The organism is Kitasatospora atroaurantiaca (assembly GCF_007828955.1).
In the GTDB taxonomy this organism is placed as follows: Bacteria; Actinomycetota; Actinomycetes; order Streptomycetales; family Streptomycetaceae; genus Kitasatospora; species Kitasatospora atroaurantiaca.
The window spans coordinates 2,789,554-2,807,772 of sequence record NZ_VIVR01000001.1 but is presented as its reverse complement, the minus strand read 5'-3'; the positions used below and the strand labels follow the sequence as shown (position 1 = coordinate 2,807,772).

The window sequence follows — 18,219 nt, the reverse complement described above, 5'->3', positions numbered from 1 at the left end:
GTGTTTCGGTGGTCATAGCGTGAGGGAAACGCCCGGTTACATTCCGAACCCGGAAGCTAAGCCTCGTAGCGCCGATGGTACTGCAGGGGGGACCCTGTGGGAGAGTAGGACGCCGCCGAACAATCATTCCAGAGAACCCCTCTTCCTTCGGGAAGGGGGGTTCTCTGCGTTTCCGGGGCGGTTGCGGGAGTTTCGTGGTCGGGTAACGCGGCCACATCGGGCATCGGGGCTGACGAAACTCCCGCTACCCGCCGGTGAAGGGGTACTGCCCGCCCCGCCCAACCGACCCCAGCTGCCCGGCGCACGTGGGTGAGCTGTCCCTGCTGACCGACGGGCAGTGGCTGCGGTAGCCTCCTGCCTCGCCCATGACGTCGAACGCCACCACGTCGCGCTCGACCCCAGGCGCATTGAGCACGCGCAGAGACGCGACTGGTTCCCGCAGCTCGGTCTCCAAGACGTGCCGAGCTCGCGTGTGGCCTCAGAGCTGGCCGGCGGCCTTGAGGGCGAGGTAGGTGTCGGCGAGGGCCGGTGGGAGGGCTGCCGGCGGGGCGTCGAGGACGGTGACGCCGTGGCGGGTCAGGCGGTCCGCTGTGCGCCGGCGGTCGGCGCGGGTCTGCTCGGCGGCTGCGGCGCCGTACACGTCCTGGACGGTGCCGCGGGCGGTGGCCAGTTCGTCGAGGCGGGGGTCGGCGACGGAGGCCAGGACGACCTTGTGGCGCTTGGTGAGCAGGGGGAGGTTCGGGAGCAGGCCCTCCTCGATCGGGCGGGCGTCCAGGCCGGTGAGCAGCACGATCAGGGAGCGGTGCGGGGCCATGCGCAGCACGGTCGAGGTGAGCCCCCGCATGTCCGTCTCCAGCAGTGCCGGCTCGACGGTGGCCATGGCGTTGGTGAAGGCCGGAAGAACCTCGGACGGGGAGCGGCCGACGACGCTGCCGCGCTTACGCAGATCGTGGGCCAGCAGGTCGACTCGGTCGCCGGCCCTGGTGGCCAGCGCGGTGAGCAGCAGGGCCGCGTCCAGGGCGGCGTCCAGGCGGGGGGCGTCGCCGACTCGGCCCGCCGAGGTGCGGCCGGTGTCGAGGACGATCAGGATGTGCCGGTCCCGCTCGGGCCGCCAGGTCCGCACGGCGACGGTGTTGCGGCGCGCGCTGGCCCGCCAGTCGATCGAGCGGACGTCGTCGCCGGGCAGGTACTCGCGCAGGGCGTCGAACTCGGTGCCCTGACCGCGGGTCAGTACCGAGGTACGGCCGTCGAGTTCGCGCAGCCGCGCGAGCCGGGAAGGCAGGTGCTTGCGGCTGGTGAAGGGCGGCAGCGCCCTTACCGTCCAGGGGACTTGGTGAGATCCCTGACGGCCTGCCAGGCCGAGCGGGCCCATCGAGCGTACGGTGACGCGGTGCGCGTGGTGGTCGCCGCGGCGGGTGGGAGCCAGCGCGGTGGTGAGGCGGCGGCGCTCACCGCCGGGAACGGTGACGGTGTGTCGGGAGCCGTCGATCGCGGTGCCGGGGCGCCAGGCGGACGGGGGCCAGGCGTCGCGAACGCGGGCCCGAAGCGGGCGCCCGGATGGGTTGGTGACGATGAGTTCGACAATGGCGGACTCACCGAGGCGGACCGAGGTGTCGCCGCTCCGGGCGAACCGGAGGGTGCGGACCGGAGCGGCGAGGGCCAGGTCGGTGAGGACACCGAGGAGCACGGGCAGGGTGACCGCACCGACTCCCGCCCAGGAGGGCAGGAGGAGGCCCACGACGAGCGCGCCCAGCGCGGCGAGGAGGGCTGTTCGGCCGGTCAGGGCCATCGGTGTGCTCCTAAACGACGGGGCTGACGACGGGGGGAAGGACGATCAGCGCGGGGCAGGCGTCTGGGCGAGGACGGACTGGATGACGGAGTCGGCGGTGACGCCCTCCATCTCCGCCTCGGCGCGCAGCTGTATCCGGTGGCGGAGGGTCGGCAGGGCGAGCGCCTTGACGTCGTCCGGGGTGACGTAGTCGCGGCCGGCCAGCCAGGCCCAGGCGCGTGCGGTGTTCAGCAGGGCGGTCGCACCACGCGGGGAGACGCCGATCGACAGGGACGGGGACTGCCGCGTGGCGCGGCAGATGTCCACGATGTACGCCAGCACCTCGGGGGAGACGGTGAGCTTGGCGATCTCGGCCTGGGCCGCGGCGATGTCCGCCGGGCCGGCCACCGCACGGACCCCGGCGGCCGCCAGGTCACGCGGGTCGAAGCCGGAGGCGTGCCTGGCGAGGACCTGGAACTCCTGGTCACGCGAGGGCAGCGGCAGGATCAGCTTGAGCAGGAAGCGGTCGAGCTGGGCCTCGGGGAGGGGGTAGGTGCCCTCGTACTCGACCGGGTTCTGGGTGGCGGCGACCAGGAAGGGCACGGGCAGGCGGCGCGGTTCGCCGTCCACGGTGACCTGGCGCTCCTCCATGGCCTCCAGGAGGGAGGCCTGGGTCTTCGGCGGGGTGCGGTTGATCTCGTCCGCGAGCACCAGGTTGGTGAACACCGGGCCGGGCTGGAAGGAGAACTCGGCGGTGCGGGCGTCGTAGACCAGCGATCCGGTGACGTCGCCGGGCATCAGGTCGGGGGTGAACTGGATGCGCTTGGTGTCCAGGCTGAGGGCCGTGGACAGGGTGCGGACCAGAAGGGTCTTGGCGACGCCGGGGACGCCTTCGAGCAGTACATGGCCGCCGCAGAGCAGGGCGACGACCAGGCCGGTGACGGCGGCGTCCTGGCCCACCACGGCCTTGGCGATCTCGGTCCGCAGGGCGGTCAGAGCCTCCCGCGGGTCGCCCGCGTGCGCGTCGGCGACCGGCGGGCTGTCGGCGAGGGGGGCCTTGGTGAGGGACATGGAGTCCTGCTCGGTCACGGCTGTCGTACCTGCCTTTCCAGGGCATCGAGGTCGTCGGTGAGCCGCAGCAGGGCGGCGTCGTCGGTCGGAGGGGTGCCGTAGAGCAGCGACCGGACGTCGGCGGAAGGACGGTCCAGGCGGTCCGCGACGGCCGCGCAGAGTGCGGTGGGGTCGGGCTCGCCGGCGCTCAGCGGTACGCCCAGGACGGGGGCGAGACGGTGCCGGGCGGCCCGTCGCAGGGAGTCCGCGGCGTGGCCGCGGGCCTTGGCGCGCTGGTAGAGGCGGGCCCGGCCCTCGGTGGTCTCGGCGGCGCGGACCACCACGGGCAGGTTCTCGCTGACCACGGGGCCCAGTCGGCGGCCTCGCCAGAAGGCGGCGAGCAGAGTGGCGATGCCGAGCTGCAGGAGCGCCCAGGACCACCCGGACGGGATGTAGTCGGTGAGGGCCTTGCGTTCCGTGGCGGGCGCGGACCCGCTGTAGTCGGGCAGGTACCAGACCAGGTGCTGCCGGGAGCCGAGCAGGCCGAGGGCGAGCGAGGCGTTCCCGTCGTCGTCGAGCCGGTCGTTGGTCAGCAGACGGCCGCTGCCCAGGACGACCAGCTCGCGGGAGCCCGCGTCGGTGTGGCGGACCAGGGGGTACCGGCCGTGGCGCGGGTAGCAGGCGATGTCGTCCGGGCCGGGGCGGTAGAGCAGGCCGCCGAGTTCCGCCCTGCCCGCCCTGACGGCCTCGGGCAGGGGGCAGTCGGCCGGCCCGCTGAGGGAGCCGACGCTGTCAGGCAGGCCGGCGGACACGGTGGCGAGGGTGATGCCGGGGGCGAAGGCGTCGAGCGCCGCCGCCTCGGGGGAGATCAGCACGAGCCGGCTGTCGCTGCCCCGGCGTACGTCGGAGAGCGAGTCCAGCTGAGGGGTGGTCAGCAGGTCGGGCTCGGGGAGTACGACGGTGGTGCCGGGCTCGCGCAGCGCGGCGGTCAGCTCGGCCTCGGTGGCGACTGTACGGGTCGTCAGGCCCCGCTTCTCCAGCAGGTGGACGACCGCGCGGGTGCCGTCGCGGTCGGGCGAGCGCGGATCCAGCGGCGGGTACTGGCTGTTGCCGCCCAGCCCGGCGATCAGCAGCCCGGCGAGCAGCAGCACGACGGCGGAGAGCAGGAACCAGCGGGAGCGACGCCAGAGCTGACGCCGGGTCGGGGAGACGCTACTGGTGGCGGGAGCGGCCGCAGGGGCGAAGGCGGGCACAGCCTCGATGGGGGTCACGGGCTCGGTGGTGGTCATGCGGCGCCTCCGCCGACCGGGGCGAGTGTCGGCTTCGCCGCTTCCAGAGCGCGGTCGAGCTCGACCAAGGACCGGTAGGCGGCCTGGTCGGCCGTGCGTTCCCCGTACGCGACGTCGTCGAAGGTGCGAGCGGCCGCGGCGAGTGCGGCGGCGTGCGCGGGCAGGGCCCGGCCCGCCTCGGCGGCGGCCTCGTCGGCGGTGCGCCCGGGGCGTACGTCCAGCAGCGTGCGCTCCTCGAGGGCGCGGACCACGGCGCGCATCTGCTCCCGTACGGCCTCGCCCCACTCGGCGCCCGCCGCGTGGGCCGCGGCCGCGCTGCGGTGCTGGGCGGCGGTGCGGGGGCCCTCGGCCTCGAAGAGGGCGGCGGCGCTGCGGGCCTCCCGGCGCGGGGCGCCGAGCCGCCACCACAGGGCTGCGCAGATCAGGGCGGCCACGATCAGGAAGAGCACCAGGCCGGCGACCCCGTTCCCGGTGACCGAGCCGACCTCGGCCATGGCGCGGCCGAACCGCTCGCCGATCCAGTCCAGCACCCGCTGCAGGAGGCTCGGGTCGTGCCGGTGGTAGTCCGGGTTGAGCAGCTCGATGCGGGCGGCGTCGCGGGCCGGGTCGCGTGGAACGGTGACCGGGGCGCCGTCCGCGAGCGGCACCCATTCCCCCCAGGTGGGCATGTGCGTCAGATCCCCTGCGGTCCGCCCTGGCTCGGGACGGAACCCCAGCCCGGGCCCGCCCAGCCGGTGCCGCCGTACTCGGGCAGACCTGCGGCGCGGGCGAGTTCGATGTCGAGGGCCTCGCGGCGGATCCGCTGGTCGACGTAGAGCAGGACCCGGATCGAGGCGAGCACCGGGATGGTCAGGGTGGCGGCGATGGTGCCGCCGACCGCCGTGATCAGCAGGGCGAGCGGGGGAAGGCCCACCGGGCCCGCGCCGTCGCCGACCCGGAACATGTCCTCGCCGGTGACCGCGAACGCCAGCAGCGTGAACGGGGTCGAGATGGTGCCGGCGACGATGCCGACCAGGATCGAGCTGAGCAGGTTGATCCCGAACTGCCGCCACCAGGAGCCCTTGACCAGCCGGCGGGAGCGGGACATCGCGGTGAGCACGCCCTGCTTCTCCAGCATCAGAGCCGGGGCGGCGAGGCTGAGCGAGATGTAGAGCCAGACGTCGACCACGAGGCCGGCCAGCACCGGGAAGAAGCACAGGACGAACAGCTCGGGGCTCGGGTCGTCGCTGCCGATCGCCACCGCGATCATCGGGACGAACGAGAGCAGGATGACGCCGAACATGATCAGGAAGGTCAGGAAGGTCAGCCCGGTGAGCCTGCCGAGCTGCGGACGGGCGGCCGTCCACGCGGCGCCCAGGTCGGCCTTCTCGCCGAGGATGGCCTTGCTGACCACCATGGTGAGCATGCCGGTGGCGACGATGCCGAAGACGATGCTGAGCAGGTACGGAACCGCGGCCACGGCGAGGCCGGTGAGGTCACCGGGGTGGTCGTAGGCCCACCACTGGGCCAGTGCGCCCGCCGTCTGCTGCAGCGTCGCCAGGCACAGCGAGAGTCCGAGGGTGGTCCGCCAGTGCTTGCGCACGGTGGACATTGCGCCGTCCAGGATCTCGCCGACCCCGAGCGGGCGGAGCGGGATGACGCCGGGCTTCGGGCTGAGCGGCACGCCCCACCCGGGCTGCTGACCCCAGCCGGCCTGCGGACCCTGCTGGCCGCCGTAGGCAGCGCCGCCGTAAGCCCCTCCCCCGGAAGCCCCGCCCCCGTAGGCCCCGCCGCCGTACGGTCCGGGGGCGCCCCAGCCCTGGACGGGCGGGGCGGGCGGGGTGTCCTGCGGAACGGCGGTGTCCTGCGGAGCGGCGCTCGAGGGTGCTGCCGACGGCCCGGCGGCCTCGCGGGGTGGCTCGGGCGAGCTGGGCGAGGCCCAGCCCGGAGTGTCGGTCATCACTGCTCCTCGTGCGGGCTTCAGGGGTGTCGGGCTCCGCGCGGCTTCCGGCCGGTTGGGCGCGTTGTGCCGCCCATCGTGCCATGGTGAGCCTGGACACCCCAGAGGTATCCCGTTGCTGATCCACAGCGGCCTTCCCGATGCTGCTGAGCTGCGAACTTTGCGACGATATGACTGAGTTGGCAGCCGCCTTCACGCCGAAATGGCACGGCTGTGCGGCAGGTCACAATCCGGTAATGAGAGGATGGTGGGCATGAAGGGACGCGTCCTCGTCGTTGATGACGACACCGCACTGGCCGAGATGCTCGGCATTGTGCTGCGTGGTGAAGGTTTTGAACCGTTTTTCGTCGCGGATGGGGACAAGGCGCTAGCCGCGTTCCGGGAGACCAAGCCCGATCTGGTTCTCCTCGATCTGATGCTGCCGGGCCGTGATGGCATCGACGTCTGCCGGCAGATCCGGTCGGAGTCGGGAGTGCCGATCGTGATGCTCACGGCGAAGACCGACACGGTCGACATCGTGGTGGGTCTTGAGTCCGGTGCCGACGACTACGTCGTCAAGCCGTTCAAGCCCAAGGAGCTCGTCGCCCGGGTCCGCGCCCGGCTGCGCCGTGCCGAGGAGCCCACGCCCGAGCAGCTGACCATCGGCGATCTGGTGATCGACGTGGCCGGCCACTCGGTCAAGCGGGACGGCCGGGGCATCCCGCTGACCCCGCTCGAGTTCGACCTGCTGGTCGCACTCGCCCGCAAGCCCTGGCAGGTGTTCACCCGCGAGGTGCTGCTGGAGCAGGTCTGGGGCTACCGGCACGCGGCCGACACCCGGCTGGTCAACGTCCACGTCCAGCGTCTTCGCTCCAAGATCGAGAAGGATCCGGAGCGCCCCGAGATCGTGGTGACGGTGCGCGGTGTCGGCTACAAGGCCGGGCCCAGCTGAACGTGATGTACGAGACTGACGATTCCCCGTCGGGCACCACCGCCGACGGGGAGGCCGCCGTGCGCGGGGACGTGCTGAGTTCGACCACCCAGGGCCGCACGCCCCGGCGTGGTCCGGGGGCACTCCTCGCCATGGTGGCGCGTCAGTTCCGGCGTCCGGTTCACCAGGTGCTCGCGATGTACCGGCGGTCCATCCAGGTCCGGGTGGTCGCCGCCACCCTGCTTCTCTCGGTCGCCGTGGTGCTGGTCCTCGGCGTCGTCGTCGTGGCCCAGGTGCGTACCGGGCTGCTCGACGCCAAGAAGCACTCCGCGCAGGGCCAGGCCAGCGGTGGGTTCCAGATCGAGCAGGAGAAGATCAACGAGGCGATCAACCTGCAGGCCAAGGTCGGCGCCACCAACGACCCGACCCGCGACGAGATCAGCACCTGGCTGATCAAGCAGGTCTCCGACCTCGCCAGCGGCGGTACGGGCGTCTACTCGGTGATCGCCCTGGTGCCGACCACCGGGCAGGAGGAGAGCGCGCAGAGCGCCGGCCTGCGCGGAGCCTGGTACTCCGGGAACATCCTGCCCAGCAGCATCTCCCCCGAGCTGCGCAAGCAGGTCGAGGCCGATCCGTCCCGGCCGCACGAGCAGACCACCGACATCGAGCGCGGCGCCGAGAACGGCAACCCCTCGTACCAGGAGCCCGGCCTCGTCATAGGCAAGCAGTTCAGCGGGCCGGACGGCACGGGCTACCAGCTCTACTACGTCTTCTCCTTCGGCCAGGAGACCAAGACCCTCGGCCTGGTCACCGGCACCCTGGCGACCGCCGGAGTGTTCGTGGTGATACTGCTGGGCGGCATCGCCTGGCTGGTGGTCCGCCAGGTCGTCACGCCGGTACGGATGGCCGCCGGGATCTCCGAGCGGCTGGCCGCCGGGCACCTGGAAGAGCGGATGAAGGTCACCGGCACGGACGACATCGCCCGCCTCGGCGACTCGTTCAACCGGATGGCCAACGGCCTGCAGGCCCAGATCCGGCAGCTGGAGGAGCTCTCCCGGGTCCAGCGGCGCTTCGTCTCGGACGTCTCGCACGAGCTGCGCACACCGCTGACCACCGTCCGGATGGCGGCCGACCTGATCTACGACAGCCGCGACGACCTCGACCCGATGGCCGCGCGCTCCGCCGAGCTGCTCCAGGGCCAGCTGGACCGCTTCGAGTCGCTGCTCGCCGACCTGCTGGAGATCAGCCGCTTCGACGCCGGTGCCGCGATCCTGGACGCGGAGCCCGTCGACCTGCGCGACATCGTGACCCGGGTGGTCGAGGCCGCCGACCCGCTGGCGCAGGCCAAGGGCAGCGCGGTGGTCCTCCGGGGCGCGGAAGAACCGGTCGTCGCCGAGGTCGACTCCCGGCGGATCGAGCGCATCCTGCGCAACCTCGTGGTCAACGCGCTGGAGCACGGCGAGGGCCGCGACGTGGTGATCCAGCTCGGCTCGGCCGAGGGCGCCGTCGCCGTCGGGGTACGCGACTACGGCATCGGCCTCAAGCCGGGCGAGGCGTCCCGGGTCTTCCACCGCTTCTGGCGCGCGGACCCCTCCCGGGTGCGCACCACCGGCGGCACCGGCCTGGGCCTGTCCATCGCCGTCGAGGACGCCCACCTGCACGGGGGCTGGCTGCAGGCCTGGGGCGAGCCCGGTGGCGGCTCGCACTTCCGGCTCACCCTGCCGCGGACCCGCGGCGGCGAGATCAGCCGGGCGCCGTTCCGCCTGGAGCCCGAGGACTCGCGGCACAACCGCGGCCTCGGCGCGCCCGGAACGCCGTACCGCCGGGCCGTCCGCCCGGCCGGCGCCACCGCGATCACCGTCTCGGGCGAGACCACCACCGTGGTCGCGGGGACGGAGAGCCCGGAAACTCCGGAGACCGCCCCGGCGGGGTTCGGCAGCGGTCTCGGCGGTGTGCTGAGCATCGGCCCGGGGCTCGGGCGGCAGCCCTCGCCGCCCGTCTCGGACCCCTCGGACGTCCGCGCGGTGTCGGCGGGGTACGGTGCCACCGGGGCACAGGTCGTGGTGGATCGCACAGCCGTCCGCCCGCCCGTCCCGCAGGCCGCCGAGGACGGCGGAGCCGAGGACCGCAGGGCCGCGGACAGCGAGACGGAGGGGGCGCACCGTGCCAAGGACGAGCAGCAGGAAGGCTGACCCGCGTACCGGTGCCGCGTGGGCGGCCTGTGCCGTCCTGACGTCGCTGCTCGCCGCGGGCTGTGTGGCGATGCCCGCCGACGGGCCGCCGGAGCCGGTGGAGCTGCCTCAGGCGGCGGGAGCGGAGAACCTGCAGGTCCGCGTCTTCCCGGTGGCACCGCACCCGGGTGAGGACCCGCTCAACCTGCTGGCGGGCTTTCTCGACGCCTCCAACGCGGACGAGGCCAACTACGGCACGGCGCTGAAGTACCTGACCGCGGACGCCGCCAAACGCTGGCACCCGGATGCCGGCGTCGTCGTGCTGTCCAGGAACCCGGTACGGGACAGCACCCCGCCCAAGGCCGACGACATCAGCACCGAGATTACTGTGACGGGCAGTCAGGTCGCCCGGCTGGACGCCAAGCACACGTACCGGACCGTGGCGGACGAGCCGTACCGGGAGAAGTTCACCTTCGTGAAGGAGACGGAGGGCAAGGAGAAGGGGGAGTGGCGGATCGCTCAGCTGCCGGACGGGCTGATCGTCGACCAGACCAACTTCAAGAACGGCTACCGCCCCGTCCACCGCTACTTCTACGCCGCGACCGACCCCTCGGCCGAGAGCGTCCCCGCATCGGTGCTGGTCCCGGACCCGATCTACCTGCGGAGGCGAATAGACCCGCTGACCGCCGCCGCGCAGGCGCTGGCCGACGGCCCGTCCGACTGGCTCTCCAAGGCGGTGACCTCGGCCTTCGCCGGAGTGCGGATCGTGAACCCGGTGTCGGTGAACGACAACCGGGTCGCCACGGTCAAGGTCGGCGTGCCGGACCTCGGGAACCAGCAGTCGCTCTGCCGGCAGATGGCCGGCCAGCTCTTCCACACCCTGGTCGACCAGCAGGGCAAGGGCCAGATCGACCGGCTCGACCTGAGCGGGATCAAGGGCGGCTGCTCGGTCGACGCGGCGCAGGCGGCGCCGACCGCTCCCGGCAGCCTGGCGGGCGGCCTGGCCGGGATGCAGCAGTACTACCTGCTGGACAGCGGCCAGCTCATGCAGACCCAGGGCGAGGGTGAGGGCAAGCCGGTACTCGGCGCGCTGGGCCTGCCCGGCCAGCCGAGGATGAGCGCCGTCGCGGTCCGCCGGGACGGCAACGCGGCGGCCGTGATCAGCAACGACCGCCGGTCGCTGTACGTGGCCGGGCTCGGAGAGGGCGACAAGCTCGGCGACCCGGTCGTCACCGGAGGCCAGGGGCTGACCTCGCCCAGCTGGGACGGGCGGCAGGACCTCTGGGCGGTCGACCAGAACCCGGCAAACCCACGGGTCCTGATGGTGCGGGGCAAGACGGTGGTCACCGCCCAGGTGGATGGGCTGAACGGGCGGGCGGTACAGGCGCTGAAGCTCTCCTCGGACGGGGCCCGCGCGGCGCTGGTCCTGGGTGACGGCTCCGGTACCAGGGCGCTGATGGTCGGGCTGGTGGTGCACTCGGGGACGGCGGCGAGCCCGAAGGTGACGATCACGGGGCTTCGGCCGGTGGCGCCGATGCTGAGCGAGGTCGGTTCCGTCTCCTGGGCGGACACCGATGAGTTGCTGGTGCTCGGCAAGGAGCCGGGCAAGCTGCAGCAGCTGCACTACGTGGGCACGGACGGCTCGCAGAGCACGGACTCCCCGCTGCAGGTCGGTGACTCGATGGCCTCGGTCTCGGCCTCGGAGGCGCGGTCGGGTGAGACGGTGCCGCCGGTGCTGGCGGCCTCGGACAAGCAGATCTACCGCCTGCTCGGTAACCAGTGGCGCGAGGTGGCCCCGCAGCGGCGCGGCACCTCCTTCAGCTACCCGGGCTGATCCTTCGGGCAACTGGGCAACCACGGAAGGGGCGCGGGGAACTGCGCGAGGCGGTAGGGCACAGGCCGTTGCCTTCCGGATTCGCGCAGTTCCCCGCGCCCCTGTGGTTGGCCCGCTGCCTGGGTTCTTCAGGTGGGCAATCAAGGTCGGGTATCCCCGCGCCCCTGTTGTGGTTGGCCCGTTGCGTGGGCCGGCTGCGGGCTGTCATCTTCCGGTGTCGCGCAGTTCCCCGCGTCCCTGTTGTGGTTGGCCAGGTGCCCGACCTGCCGGCGGACCGGCGGGGAGGCTGCCCCGGCGGACGGTGGCTGCGACGGTGGCCGCTGCGCGGGCGGGGCAGCCGGCGGCCCGCAGCGCACGGGCGGCCTCGGCGAGGCTCGCCCCGGTGGTCACCAGGTCGTCCACCAGCACGAGCTGACGCCCTTTCAGCCGGGCGGCCAGGCGTGCCGGCACCATGAGTGCGCCGTGCAGGTTCCGGTGCCGCTCCGCCGCCGACAGGCCCGACTGGTCGGCCACGGCCCGGCCGTGCAGCAGCACGGGCGCGACCCCGGCCCGCAGTCCGCCCCGCCGCAGCTCCTTCACCGCGGCGCGCGCCATCCGCAGCGTGGGGTCGTGCCCGCGCGCCCGTACGGCCTGCCGGGCGGAGGGCATCGGTACCAGTAGGACGGGCCCGGTGGCGGGCCCGAGCGCCGAGCGGACGGCTGCGGCCAGGGCCCGGCCGAGCGGCCCGGCCAGCCGCAGCGCCCCGCGCTCCTTGTGGGCGAGCAGCAGTTGCCGTACCGGATCGGCGTACGGCGCGGCGGCGTACAGGGGTGGCAGCCCGGCCGGTGGAGGTACCGGGCCTGCGGGGCCGGCGCGGGCCCTGGAGAGGGCGGAGCGACAGGCGACGCAGAGCTGGGTGCGGCCGGTGCGACAGCCGGCGCAGCGGGCGGGCAGCAGGAGGTCGAGGAGGCTGGAGACGGGACTCGTGGCGGCAGGGGTGGTCACGACACCTCCCAGGGTGGTCACGACTCCTCCCGAGGCTCGCAGGAGCGGAGGTTGAGCCATACGGTGGGCCGTCCGGGGGGTGTTGTCCAGGTGTTTACCGCTGTTTCACTCGCAAGAGGGTAAACAGGGTGGAACAGCTGTACAGCCAGCCCCGCACCGCTACGTTGTTCGACTGGGGAGGCGAAATCCCCGCGCGAGGTGTTCGATAAGGCTCCAAGGGGTTTCAAGCGTTCCTGGTGGGGAGGAAGTGAGGTGAGGGCCAGTCGCGCTCGCCTCCTCCGGCGAAGCGGAGGGCCGGCGGCAGAAAGGCTGGTCCGGCTGGGTCTCAGTCCGATCCGGTGGTCACTCCGGATCGGCGTCAGCACGAGGGATCGGAGTTCTGCGTGGACATCGTCGTCAAGGGCCGCAAGACCGAGGTGCCCAAGAGGTTCCGCGAGCACGTGGCCGAGAAGCTGGAGAAGGTCCAGAAGTTCGACACCAAGGCGATCAGCCTGGATGTCGAGGTGTCCAAGGAGCACAACCCGCGGCAGGCCGACCGCTCCGATCGAGTGGAGATCACCCTCCGCAGCCGTGGCCCGGTGATCCGGGCCGAGGCCGCCGCCACCGACCCGTGGGCGGCGCTCGACCTGGCCTCGGCGAAGCTCGAGGCGCAGCTGCGCAAGTCCGCCGATCGGCGCCGGGTGCACAAGGGCGGCAACGGCCGCACCCCGGTCAGCGTCGCGGAGGCGACCGCCGCGCTCGCCGCGCTGCCGGAGACGGAGCGGCCGAGCGCCGCGACCAACGGCGCGGTCCGCAAGACCATGATGGGATCCCTGGAGGTGGAGGGCGACGGCCCGCTCGTCGTCCGCGAGAAGACGCACCCCGCCGCACCGATGGCGCTGGACCAGGCGCTGTACGAGATGGAGCTCGTCGGCCACGACTTCTACCTGTTCGTGGAGAAGGACAGCGGGCTGCCGAGCGTCGTCTACCGGCGGCACGGCTACCACTACGGCGTCATCCACCTGACGACCGACGGCTCGGCCGTCGGTGAGGTCGGCGGCGCCGGTGGCGCGATCGGCGGGCCGGACGAGGACTGATCCCGTCCGGCGGAGCCGTACAGCGCGCGAGCGGAGCCGCACAGCTGCACAGCCGAGGCGCACAACGGAAGAGACTGACTGATCGGGTGACCCCGGTGGCCGCGGCCACCGGGGTCACCCAGCTGGGCGGTCCGACGGCGGAGGGTGATCACAGGGCGGCCGGCCGTGGAATGATTGGCGCGACATCGACCGTCGACCGGGGGAGGAGCCGATGGGGGAGCCCAATCAGGGGATGAGGGGCAGCCTGGGGCCGGGGGCGGCCGGGGAGTCCGACTACGCCCCCCGCCGCGCCGAGCCGATCCGGGTCCTGGTGGTGGACGACCACGCGCTGTTCCGCCGCGGCCTGGAGATCGTGCTGGCCGAGGAGGAGGACATCAAGGTCATCGGCGAGGCGGGTGACGGCGCCGAGGCGGTGCTCAAGGCCGCCGACCTGCTGCCCGACATCATCCTGATGGACGTCCGGATGCCTCGCCGCAGCGGGATCGAGGCCTGCACCGCGATCAAGGACGTGGTGCCCAGCGCCAAGATCATCATGCTGACGATAAGCGACGAGGAAGCCGACCTCTACGAGGCGATCAAGGCCGGCGCCACGGGCTATCTGCTCAAGGAGATCTCCACCGACGAGGTCGCCACGGCGATCCGGGCGGTCGCCGACGGGCAGTCGCAGATCAGCCCCTCGATGGCGTCCAAGCTGCTCACCGAGTTCAAGTCGATGATTCAGCGGCGTTCGGACGACCGGGAGTTGGTGCCCGCCCCGCGGCTCACCGACCGCGAGCTGGAGGTGCTCAAGCTGGTGGCCACCGGGATGAACAACCGGGAGATCGCCAAGGAGCTCTTCATCAGTGAGAACACCGTGAAGAACCACGTCCGCAACATCCTGGAGAAGCTGCAGCTGCACTCCCGGATGGAGGCCGTGGTCTACGCGATGCGGGAGAAGATCCTCGAAATAGGCTGATCCTCAGCGGAGCAGTTTCTCCAGCGCGGGCCGCAGCGCCTCGTCGCCGAGCGCCTCGACCCGTACGGAGTCGCAGCCCACCCACTCGGCCGCCTCGCGCAGGGCCTGGGCCAGGGCTTCGACGTGCTTCGGCGCGTCCAGTGAGACCTGGCGGGCCACCAGCGTGCGCCCTTCGCGGGCCGGATCGACCCGGCCGACCAGGCGGCCGCCGGCCAGCAGCGGCATCGCGAAGTAGCCGTGCACCCGCTTGTGTTTGGGGGTGTACGCCTCCAGGCGGTGCGTCATGCCGAAGATCCGCTCGGTGCGCGGGCGGTCCCAGACCAACGAGTCGAAGGGCGAGAGCAGCGTCGTCCGGTGCCGGCCGCGCGGTTCGGTGGCCAGTGCTGCCGGATCGGCCCATGCGGGGGCGCCCCAGCCGGCCACCTGGACCGGCACCAGGCCGGAGTCGCCCAGGACGGACTCCACCTGGTCGGCCTTGAGGCGGTGATAGTCCATCAGATCCGCTCTGGTGGCCACCCCGAGTGCCGCGCCCGCCTGGGCGACCAGCCTGCGCAGGCACTCCTCGTCACTGAGCTCCTGCCCGTAGAGCTCGGCCGGGATGGCCTGCTCGGCGAGCTCGTACACCCGCTTCCAGCTGCGGCGCTCGGTGCAGACCACGTCGCCGAAGGCGAGTGCGCGCTCGACGGCGATCTTGGTGTCGGACCAGTCCCACCACTCCGAGGTCTTCTTGGCGCCGCCGAGCTCGGTCGAGGTCAGCGGGCCCTCGGTGCGGAGCTTGTCCAGCACGTGCCGGTACGTCTCCGGCGTGACCTGGTGGCCCCAGAGGTGGCCGCGGCCGCGGTACGCGCGGCGGCGGAAGGCGAACAGCGGCCACTCCTCCACCGGCAGGATGCAGGCGGCGTGCGACCAGTACTCGAAGGTGGTCTCCGAGCCCCAGTACGCCTTCTCGACCGCCGGCCGCCCGACGGCACCGAGACGCGCGTACGGGATCAGCTCGTGCGAGCGGGCCAGCACCGAGATCGTGTCGAGCTGGACGGCGCCCAGGTGCCGGAGCACCCCGCGCACCCCGGCGCGACGGTCGGGGGCGCCCAGCAGGCCCTGGGCCCGGAGGGCTGTCCGGCGGGCCTCGTCGGCGGAGAGGGTGAGGGGACTCATGTCGGGCAGGGTAGAACGCGGCACTGACAAGCGGCACCGACAAGCGGCACTGACAAGCGGGGCGGGAACCAAAGCGCGATCCCGCACGTACAACGCTGCGCGAGGAGGCGGACGGTGACCGTTTTGCCCCACCGGGTCGTGCTATCGATGCATGTGCTCTCCCGGGTGACACGGGAATACCGTGCTGACGCACCTCCCGGCGCGTTGGTCTCCTCGCATACGATGGCCCGTACGGTGGGGTAAACCCCGCCCCGCAGTCGTCCAGAGCCGATCCAGGCAAGGAGCCCGCTCAAGTGTCCGTCTTCGACAAGATCCTGCGCGCAGGCGAAGGCAAGATCCTTCGCAAGCTGCAGCGGATTGCCGCCCAGGTCAACTCCATCGAAGAGGACTTCGTCAACCTCACGGACGACGAGCTGCGCGCGCTGACCGACGAGTACAAGCAGCGTCTCTCCGACGGCGAGACCCTGGACGACATCCTCCCCGAGGCCTTCGCGACCGTCCGCGAGGCGGCGAAGCGCGTCCTCGGCCAGCGGCACTACGACGTCCAGCTGATGGGTGGCGCGGCCCTGCACTTCGGGTACGTCGCCGAGATGCGTACCGGTGAGGGCAAGACCCTGGTCGGCACGCTGCCGGCCTACCTCAACGCGCTGACCGGCAAGGGCGTTCACCTGATCACGGTCAACGACTACCTCGCCGAGCGTGACTCGGAGTGGATGGGCCGGGTGCACCGCTTCCTCGGGCTCGAGGTCGGCGTGATCCTCGGCAGCATGTCGCCCGCCGAGCGCAAGCGCCAGTACGGGATGGACATCACGTATGGCACCAACAACGAGTTCGGCTTCGACTACCTGCGCGACAACATGGCCTGGTCGCAGGACGAACTCGTCCAGCGCGGCCACAACTTCGCGATCGTCGACGAGGTCGACTCGATCCTGATCGACGAGGCCCGTACCCCGCTGATCATCTCCGGCCCGGCCGACCAGGCGACCAAGTGGTACGCCGACTTCGCCAAGCTGGTGCAGCGCCTCAAGCGCGACCGCGACTACGAGGTCGACGAGAAGAAGCGCACCGTGGGCGTGCTCGAGGAGGGTGTCACCCGGGTCGAGGACTACCTCGGCATCGACAACCTCTACGAGTCGGTCAACACGCCGCTCGTCGGGTTCCTGAACAACGCCATCAAGGCCAAGGAGCTCTACAAGAACGACAAGGACTACGTCGTGATGAACGGCGAGGTCATGATCGTTGACGAGCACACCGGCCGTATCCTCGCGGGCCGCCGCTACAACGAGGGCATGCACCAGGCGATCGAGGCCAAGGAGGGGGTGGAGGTCCAGAACGAGAACCAGACGCTGGCCACCATCACCCTGCAGAACTTCTTCCGCCTGTACGACAAGCTCTCCGGCATGACCGGTACCGCCACCACCGAGGCGGCGGAGTTCCACCAGATCTACAAGCTCGGCGTCGTCCCGATCCCGACCAACAAGACCCCGCTGCGCATCGACCAGCCCGACCTGATCTACAAGTCGGAGCCGGCCAAGTTCGCCGCCGTGGTCGAGGACATCGTCGAGAAGCACGAGAAGGGCCAGCCGGTCCTGGTCGGCACCGTCTCGGTCGAGAAGTCCGAGTACCTCTCGCAGGAGCTGCGCAAGCGCGGCGTGCCGCACGAGGTCCTCAACGCCAAGCACCACGAGCGCGAGGCGCAGATCGTCGCCCAGGCCGGCCGCAAGGGCGCCGTCACGGTCGCCACCAACATGGCCGGCCGTGGCACCGACATCATGCTCGGCGGCAACCCCGACCACCTCGCGGCGGCCGAGCTGGCCCAGCGCGGCATCACCCCGGTGGACACCCCGGAGGAGTACGAGGCGGCCTTCCCGAGCGCGCTGGAGAAGGCCAAGGCGGCCGTGAAGGCCGAGCAGATCGAGGTGCAGGAGATCGGCGGCCTCTACGTGCTGGGCACCGAGCGCCACGAGTCGCGGCGCATCGACAACCAGCTGCGCGGCCGCTCCGGCCGTCAGGGCGACCCGGGCGAGTCCCGGTTCTACCTCTCGCTCGGTGACGACCTGATGCGTCTCTTCAAGGCCGGCATGGTCGAGCGCGTGCTGTCGATGGCGAACGTCCCGGAGGACGTGCCGATCGAGTCGAAGATGGTCACGCGCGCGATCGCGTCCGCCCAGACCCAGGTCGAGCAGCAGAACTTCGAGATCCGCAAGAACGTCCTCAAGTACGACGAGGTGCTGAACCGCCAGCGCGAGGTCATCTACGGCGAGCGCCGCCGCGTCCTGGAGGGCGAGGACCTGCAGGAGCAGATCGGCCACTTCATGGACGACACCGTCGAGGCGTACGTCAGCGCCGCGACCGGTGAGGGCTTCGAGGACGACTGGGACCTCGAGAAGCTCTGGACGGCCCTCAAGCAGCTCTACCCGGTCACCCTCGACCTGGAGGACCTGGAGGAGGAGGCGGGCGGCCCGGCCGGCCTGACCTCCGAGTTCCTCAGCAAGGTGGTCCAGGAGGACATCCAGGCCCAGTACGGCGCTCGCGAGGACCAGCTCGGCTCGGAGATCATGCGCGAGCTCGAGCGCCGGGTCGTCCTCTCGGTGCTCGACCGCCGCTGGCGCGAGCACCTCTACGAGATGGACTACCTGCAGGAGGGCATCGGCCTGCGGGCCATGGCGCAGCGCGACCCGCTGGTCGAGTACCAGCGCGAGGGCTTCGACATGTTCACCGCGATGATGGAGGGCATCAAGGAGGAGTCCGTCGGCTACCTGTTCAACCTGGAGGTCCAGGTCGAGCAGCAGGTCGAGGAGGTGCCTCTCGAGGATGCCGAGGTCGTGCTGGAGAAGCTCGAGCGGGACGCCGGCCGGCCGGAGATCAAGGCCAAGGGCCTGGAGGCCCCCAAGCCGCAGCGGCTGCACTACACGGCCCCCACGGTCGACGGTGACGACACGGTGATCGAGGGCGAGTTCGAGGACCTCGGGGCGGACGAGGGCGACGGGCTCACCCGCGCCGAGCGCCGCAAGGCCGCGAAGGCGGCCAAGGGCCGCCGCCGTAAGTAGCCCGCCCGGGCAAGGGATCCACCAGGGGCGCGGGGAAC

General features: G+C 71.7%; 13 protein-coding genes and 1 rRNA gene. 7 read left to right on the top strand and 7 right to left on the bottom strand.

From position 1 onward, the window contains the following. Positions 1-4: 4 nt before the first annotated feature. A 5S ribosomal RNA gene (rrf, locus tag FB465_RS12940) occupies positions 5-121 on the top strand. A 357-nt stretch (positions 122-478) separates the two neighbouring features. On the opposite strand, the gene FB465_RS12935 is transcribed toward rrf, so the two are convergent. Genes FB465_RS12935 through FB465_RS12915 form a run of 5 tightly spaced genes read right to left on the bottom strand, consistent with a single transcriptional unit; the run spans position 479 to position 6,046 of the window. Next, positions 479-1,789, bottom strand: a complete 1,311-nt coding sequence (locus FB465_RS12935; protein WP_145790436.1) for a DUF58 domain-containing protein — start codon at positions 1,787-1,789, stop codon at positions 479-481. Between the two features lie 45 nt (positions 1,790-1,834). Further along, the gene (locus FB465_RS12930) at positions 1,835-2,839 is read right to left on the bottom strand and encodes an AAA family ATPase (protein WP_145797313.1); all 1,005 of its coding nucleotides are present in this window, start codon (positions 2,837-2,839) and stop codon (positions 1,835-1,837) included. Positions 2,840-2,853: 14 nt separating this feature from the next. Then, on the bottom strand, positions 2,854-4,107 hold the full coding sequence (locus tag FB465_RS12925) for a DUF4350 domain-containing protein (RefSeq protein ID WP_145790434.1): 1,254 nt from the start codon (positions 4,105-4,107) through the stop codon (positions 2,854-2,856). Next, positions 4,104-4,775 carry a DUF4129 domain-containing protein gene (locus FB465_RS12920; protein ID WP_145790432.1) on the bottom strand — a complete coding sequence of 224 codons (672 nt, stop codon included), beginning with the start codon at positions 4,773-4,775 and terminating at the stop codon, positions 4,104-4,106. The genes FB465_RS12925 and FB465_RS12920 overlap by 4 nt, the downstream gene beginning before the upstream one ends. Positions 4,776-4,780: 5 nt before the next feature. Next, the gene (locus FB465_RS12915; protein WP_145790430.1) at positions 4,781-6,046 is read right to left on the bottom strand and encodes a DUF7847 domain-containing protein; all 1,266 of its coding nucleotides are present in this window, start codon (positions 6,044-6,046) and stop codon (positions 4,781-4,783) included. A gap of 253 nt (positions 6,047-6,299) precedes the next feature. Between FB465_RS12915 and mtrA the strand changes: the two genes are divergently transcribed. The 3 genes from mtrA to FB465_RS12900 are packed head-to-tail and all read left to right on the top strand — an operon-like array spanning position 6,300 to position 10,961. Then, positions 6,300-6,977 (top strand): MtrAB system response regulator MtrA, encoded by a 678-nt coding sequence (gene mtrA, locus FB465_RS12910; RefSeq protein WP_057236786.1) that lies wholly within the window; start codon positions 6,300-6,302, stop codon positions 6,975-6,977. A 5-nt stretch (positions 6,978-6,982) separates the two neighbouring features. Next, positions 6,983-9,148 carry an MtrAB system histidine kinase MtrB gene (mtrB, locus tag FB465_RS12905; protein ID WP_145790428.1) on the top strand — a complete coding sequence of 722 codons (2,166 nt, stop codon included), beginning with the start codon at positions 6,983-6,985 and terminating at the stop codon, positions 9,146-9,148. Further along, the gene (locus FB465_RS12900) at positions 9,120-10,961 is read left to right on the top strand and encodes an LpqB family beta-propeller domain-containing protein (RefSeq protein WP_145790426.1); all 1,842 of its coding nucleotides are present in this window, start codon (positions 9,120-9,122) and stop codon (positions 10,959-10,961) included. The genes mtrB and FB465_RS12900 overlap by 29 nt, the downstream gene beginning before the upstream one ends. Positions 10,962-11,165: 204 nt before the next feature. On the opposite strand, the gene FB465_RS12895 is transcribed toward FB465_RS12900, so the two are convergent. Then, entirely contained in the window at positions 11,166-11,966 is an 801-nt protein-coding gene (locus FB465_RS12895; protein ID WP_425461169.1) for a ComF family protein, read from the bottom strand. 362 nt (positions 11,967-12,328) lie between these two features. On the opposite strand from FB465_RS12895, the gene hpf reads away from it, so the two are divergent. Continuing rightward, entirely contained in the window at positions 12,329-13,021 is a 693-nt protein-coding gene (gene hpf, locus FB465_RS12890; RefSeq protein ID WP_211785771.1) for a ribosome hibernation-promoting factor, HPF/YfiA family, read from the top strand. A 232-nt stretch (positions 13,022-13,253) separates the two neighbouring features. Beyond that, positions 13,254-13,976 carry a response regulator gene (locus FB465_RS12885; protein ID WP_145797312.1) on the top strand — a complete coding sequence of 241 codons (723 nt, stop codon included), beginning with the start codon at positions 13,254-13,256 and terminating at the stop codon, positions 13,974-13,976. Positions 13,977-13,979: 3 nt separating this feature from the next. On the opposite strand, the gene FB465_RS12880 is transcribed toward FB465_RS12885, so the two are convergent. After that, on the bottom strand, positions 13,980-15,131 hold the full coding sequence (locus FB465_RS12880) for a winged helix-turn-helix domain-containing protein (protein ID WP_145790421.1): 1,152 nt from the start codon (positions 15,129-15,131) through the stop codon (positions 13,980-13,982). 293 nt (positions 15,132-15,424) lie between these two features. Here FB465_RS12880 and secA point away from each other — a divergent pair, with 293 nt between their 5' ends. Further along, complete coding sequence (gene secA / locus FB465_RS12875; RefSeq protein WP_145790419.1) at positions 15,425-18,181, top strand: preprotein translocase subunit SecA; 2,757 nt, start codon at positions 15,425-15,427, stop codon at positions 18,179-18,181. Positions 18,182-18,219: the final 38 nt, after the last annotated feature.

Excerpts from the sequence above, each read along its gene's own strand:
- mtrB (WP_145790428.1), top strand. The coding sequence starts at position 6,983 with ATGTACGAGACTGACGATTCCCCGTCGGGCACCACCGCCGACGGGGAG.
- FB465_RS12930 (WP_145797313.1), bottom strand. The coding sequence starts at position 2,839 with ATGTCCCTCACCAAGGCCCCCCTCGCCGACAGCCCGCCGGTCGCCGAC.
- FB465_RS12935 (WP_145790436.1), bottom strand. The coding sequence starts at position 1,789 with ATGGCCCTGACCGGCCGAACAGCCCTCCTCGCCGCGCTGGGCGCGCTC.
- FB465_RS12925 (WP_145790434.1), bottom strand. The coding sequence starts at position 4,107 with ATGACCACCACCGAGCCCGTGACCCCCATCGAGGCTGTGCCCGCCTTC.
- mtrA (WP_057236786.1), top strand. The coding sequence starts at position 6,300 with ATGAAGGGACGCGTCCTCGTCGTTGATGACGACACCGCACTGGCCGAG.
- FB465_RS12885 (WP_145797312.1), top strand. The coding sequence starts at position 13,254 with ATGAGGGGCAGCCTGGGGCCGGGGGCGGCCGGGGAGTCCGACTACGCC.
- FB465_RS12920 (WP_145790432.1), bottom strand. The coding sequence starts at position 4,775 with ATGCCCACCTGGGGGGAATGGGTGCCGCTCGCGGACGGCGCCCCGGTC.
- FB465_RS12880 (WP_145790421.1), bottom strand. The coding sequence starts at position 15,131 with ATGAGTCCCCTCACCCTCTCCGCCGACGAGGCCCGCCGGACAGCCCTC.
- FB465_RS12915 (WP_145790430.1), bottom strand. The coding sequence starts at position 6,046 with ATGACCGACACTCCGGGCTGGGCCTCGCCCAGCTCGCCCGAGCCACCC.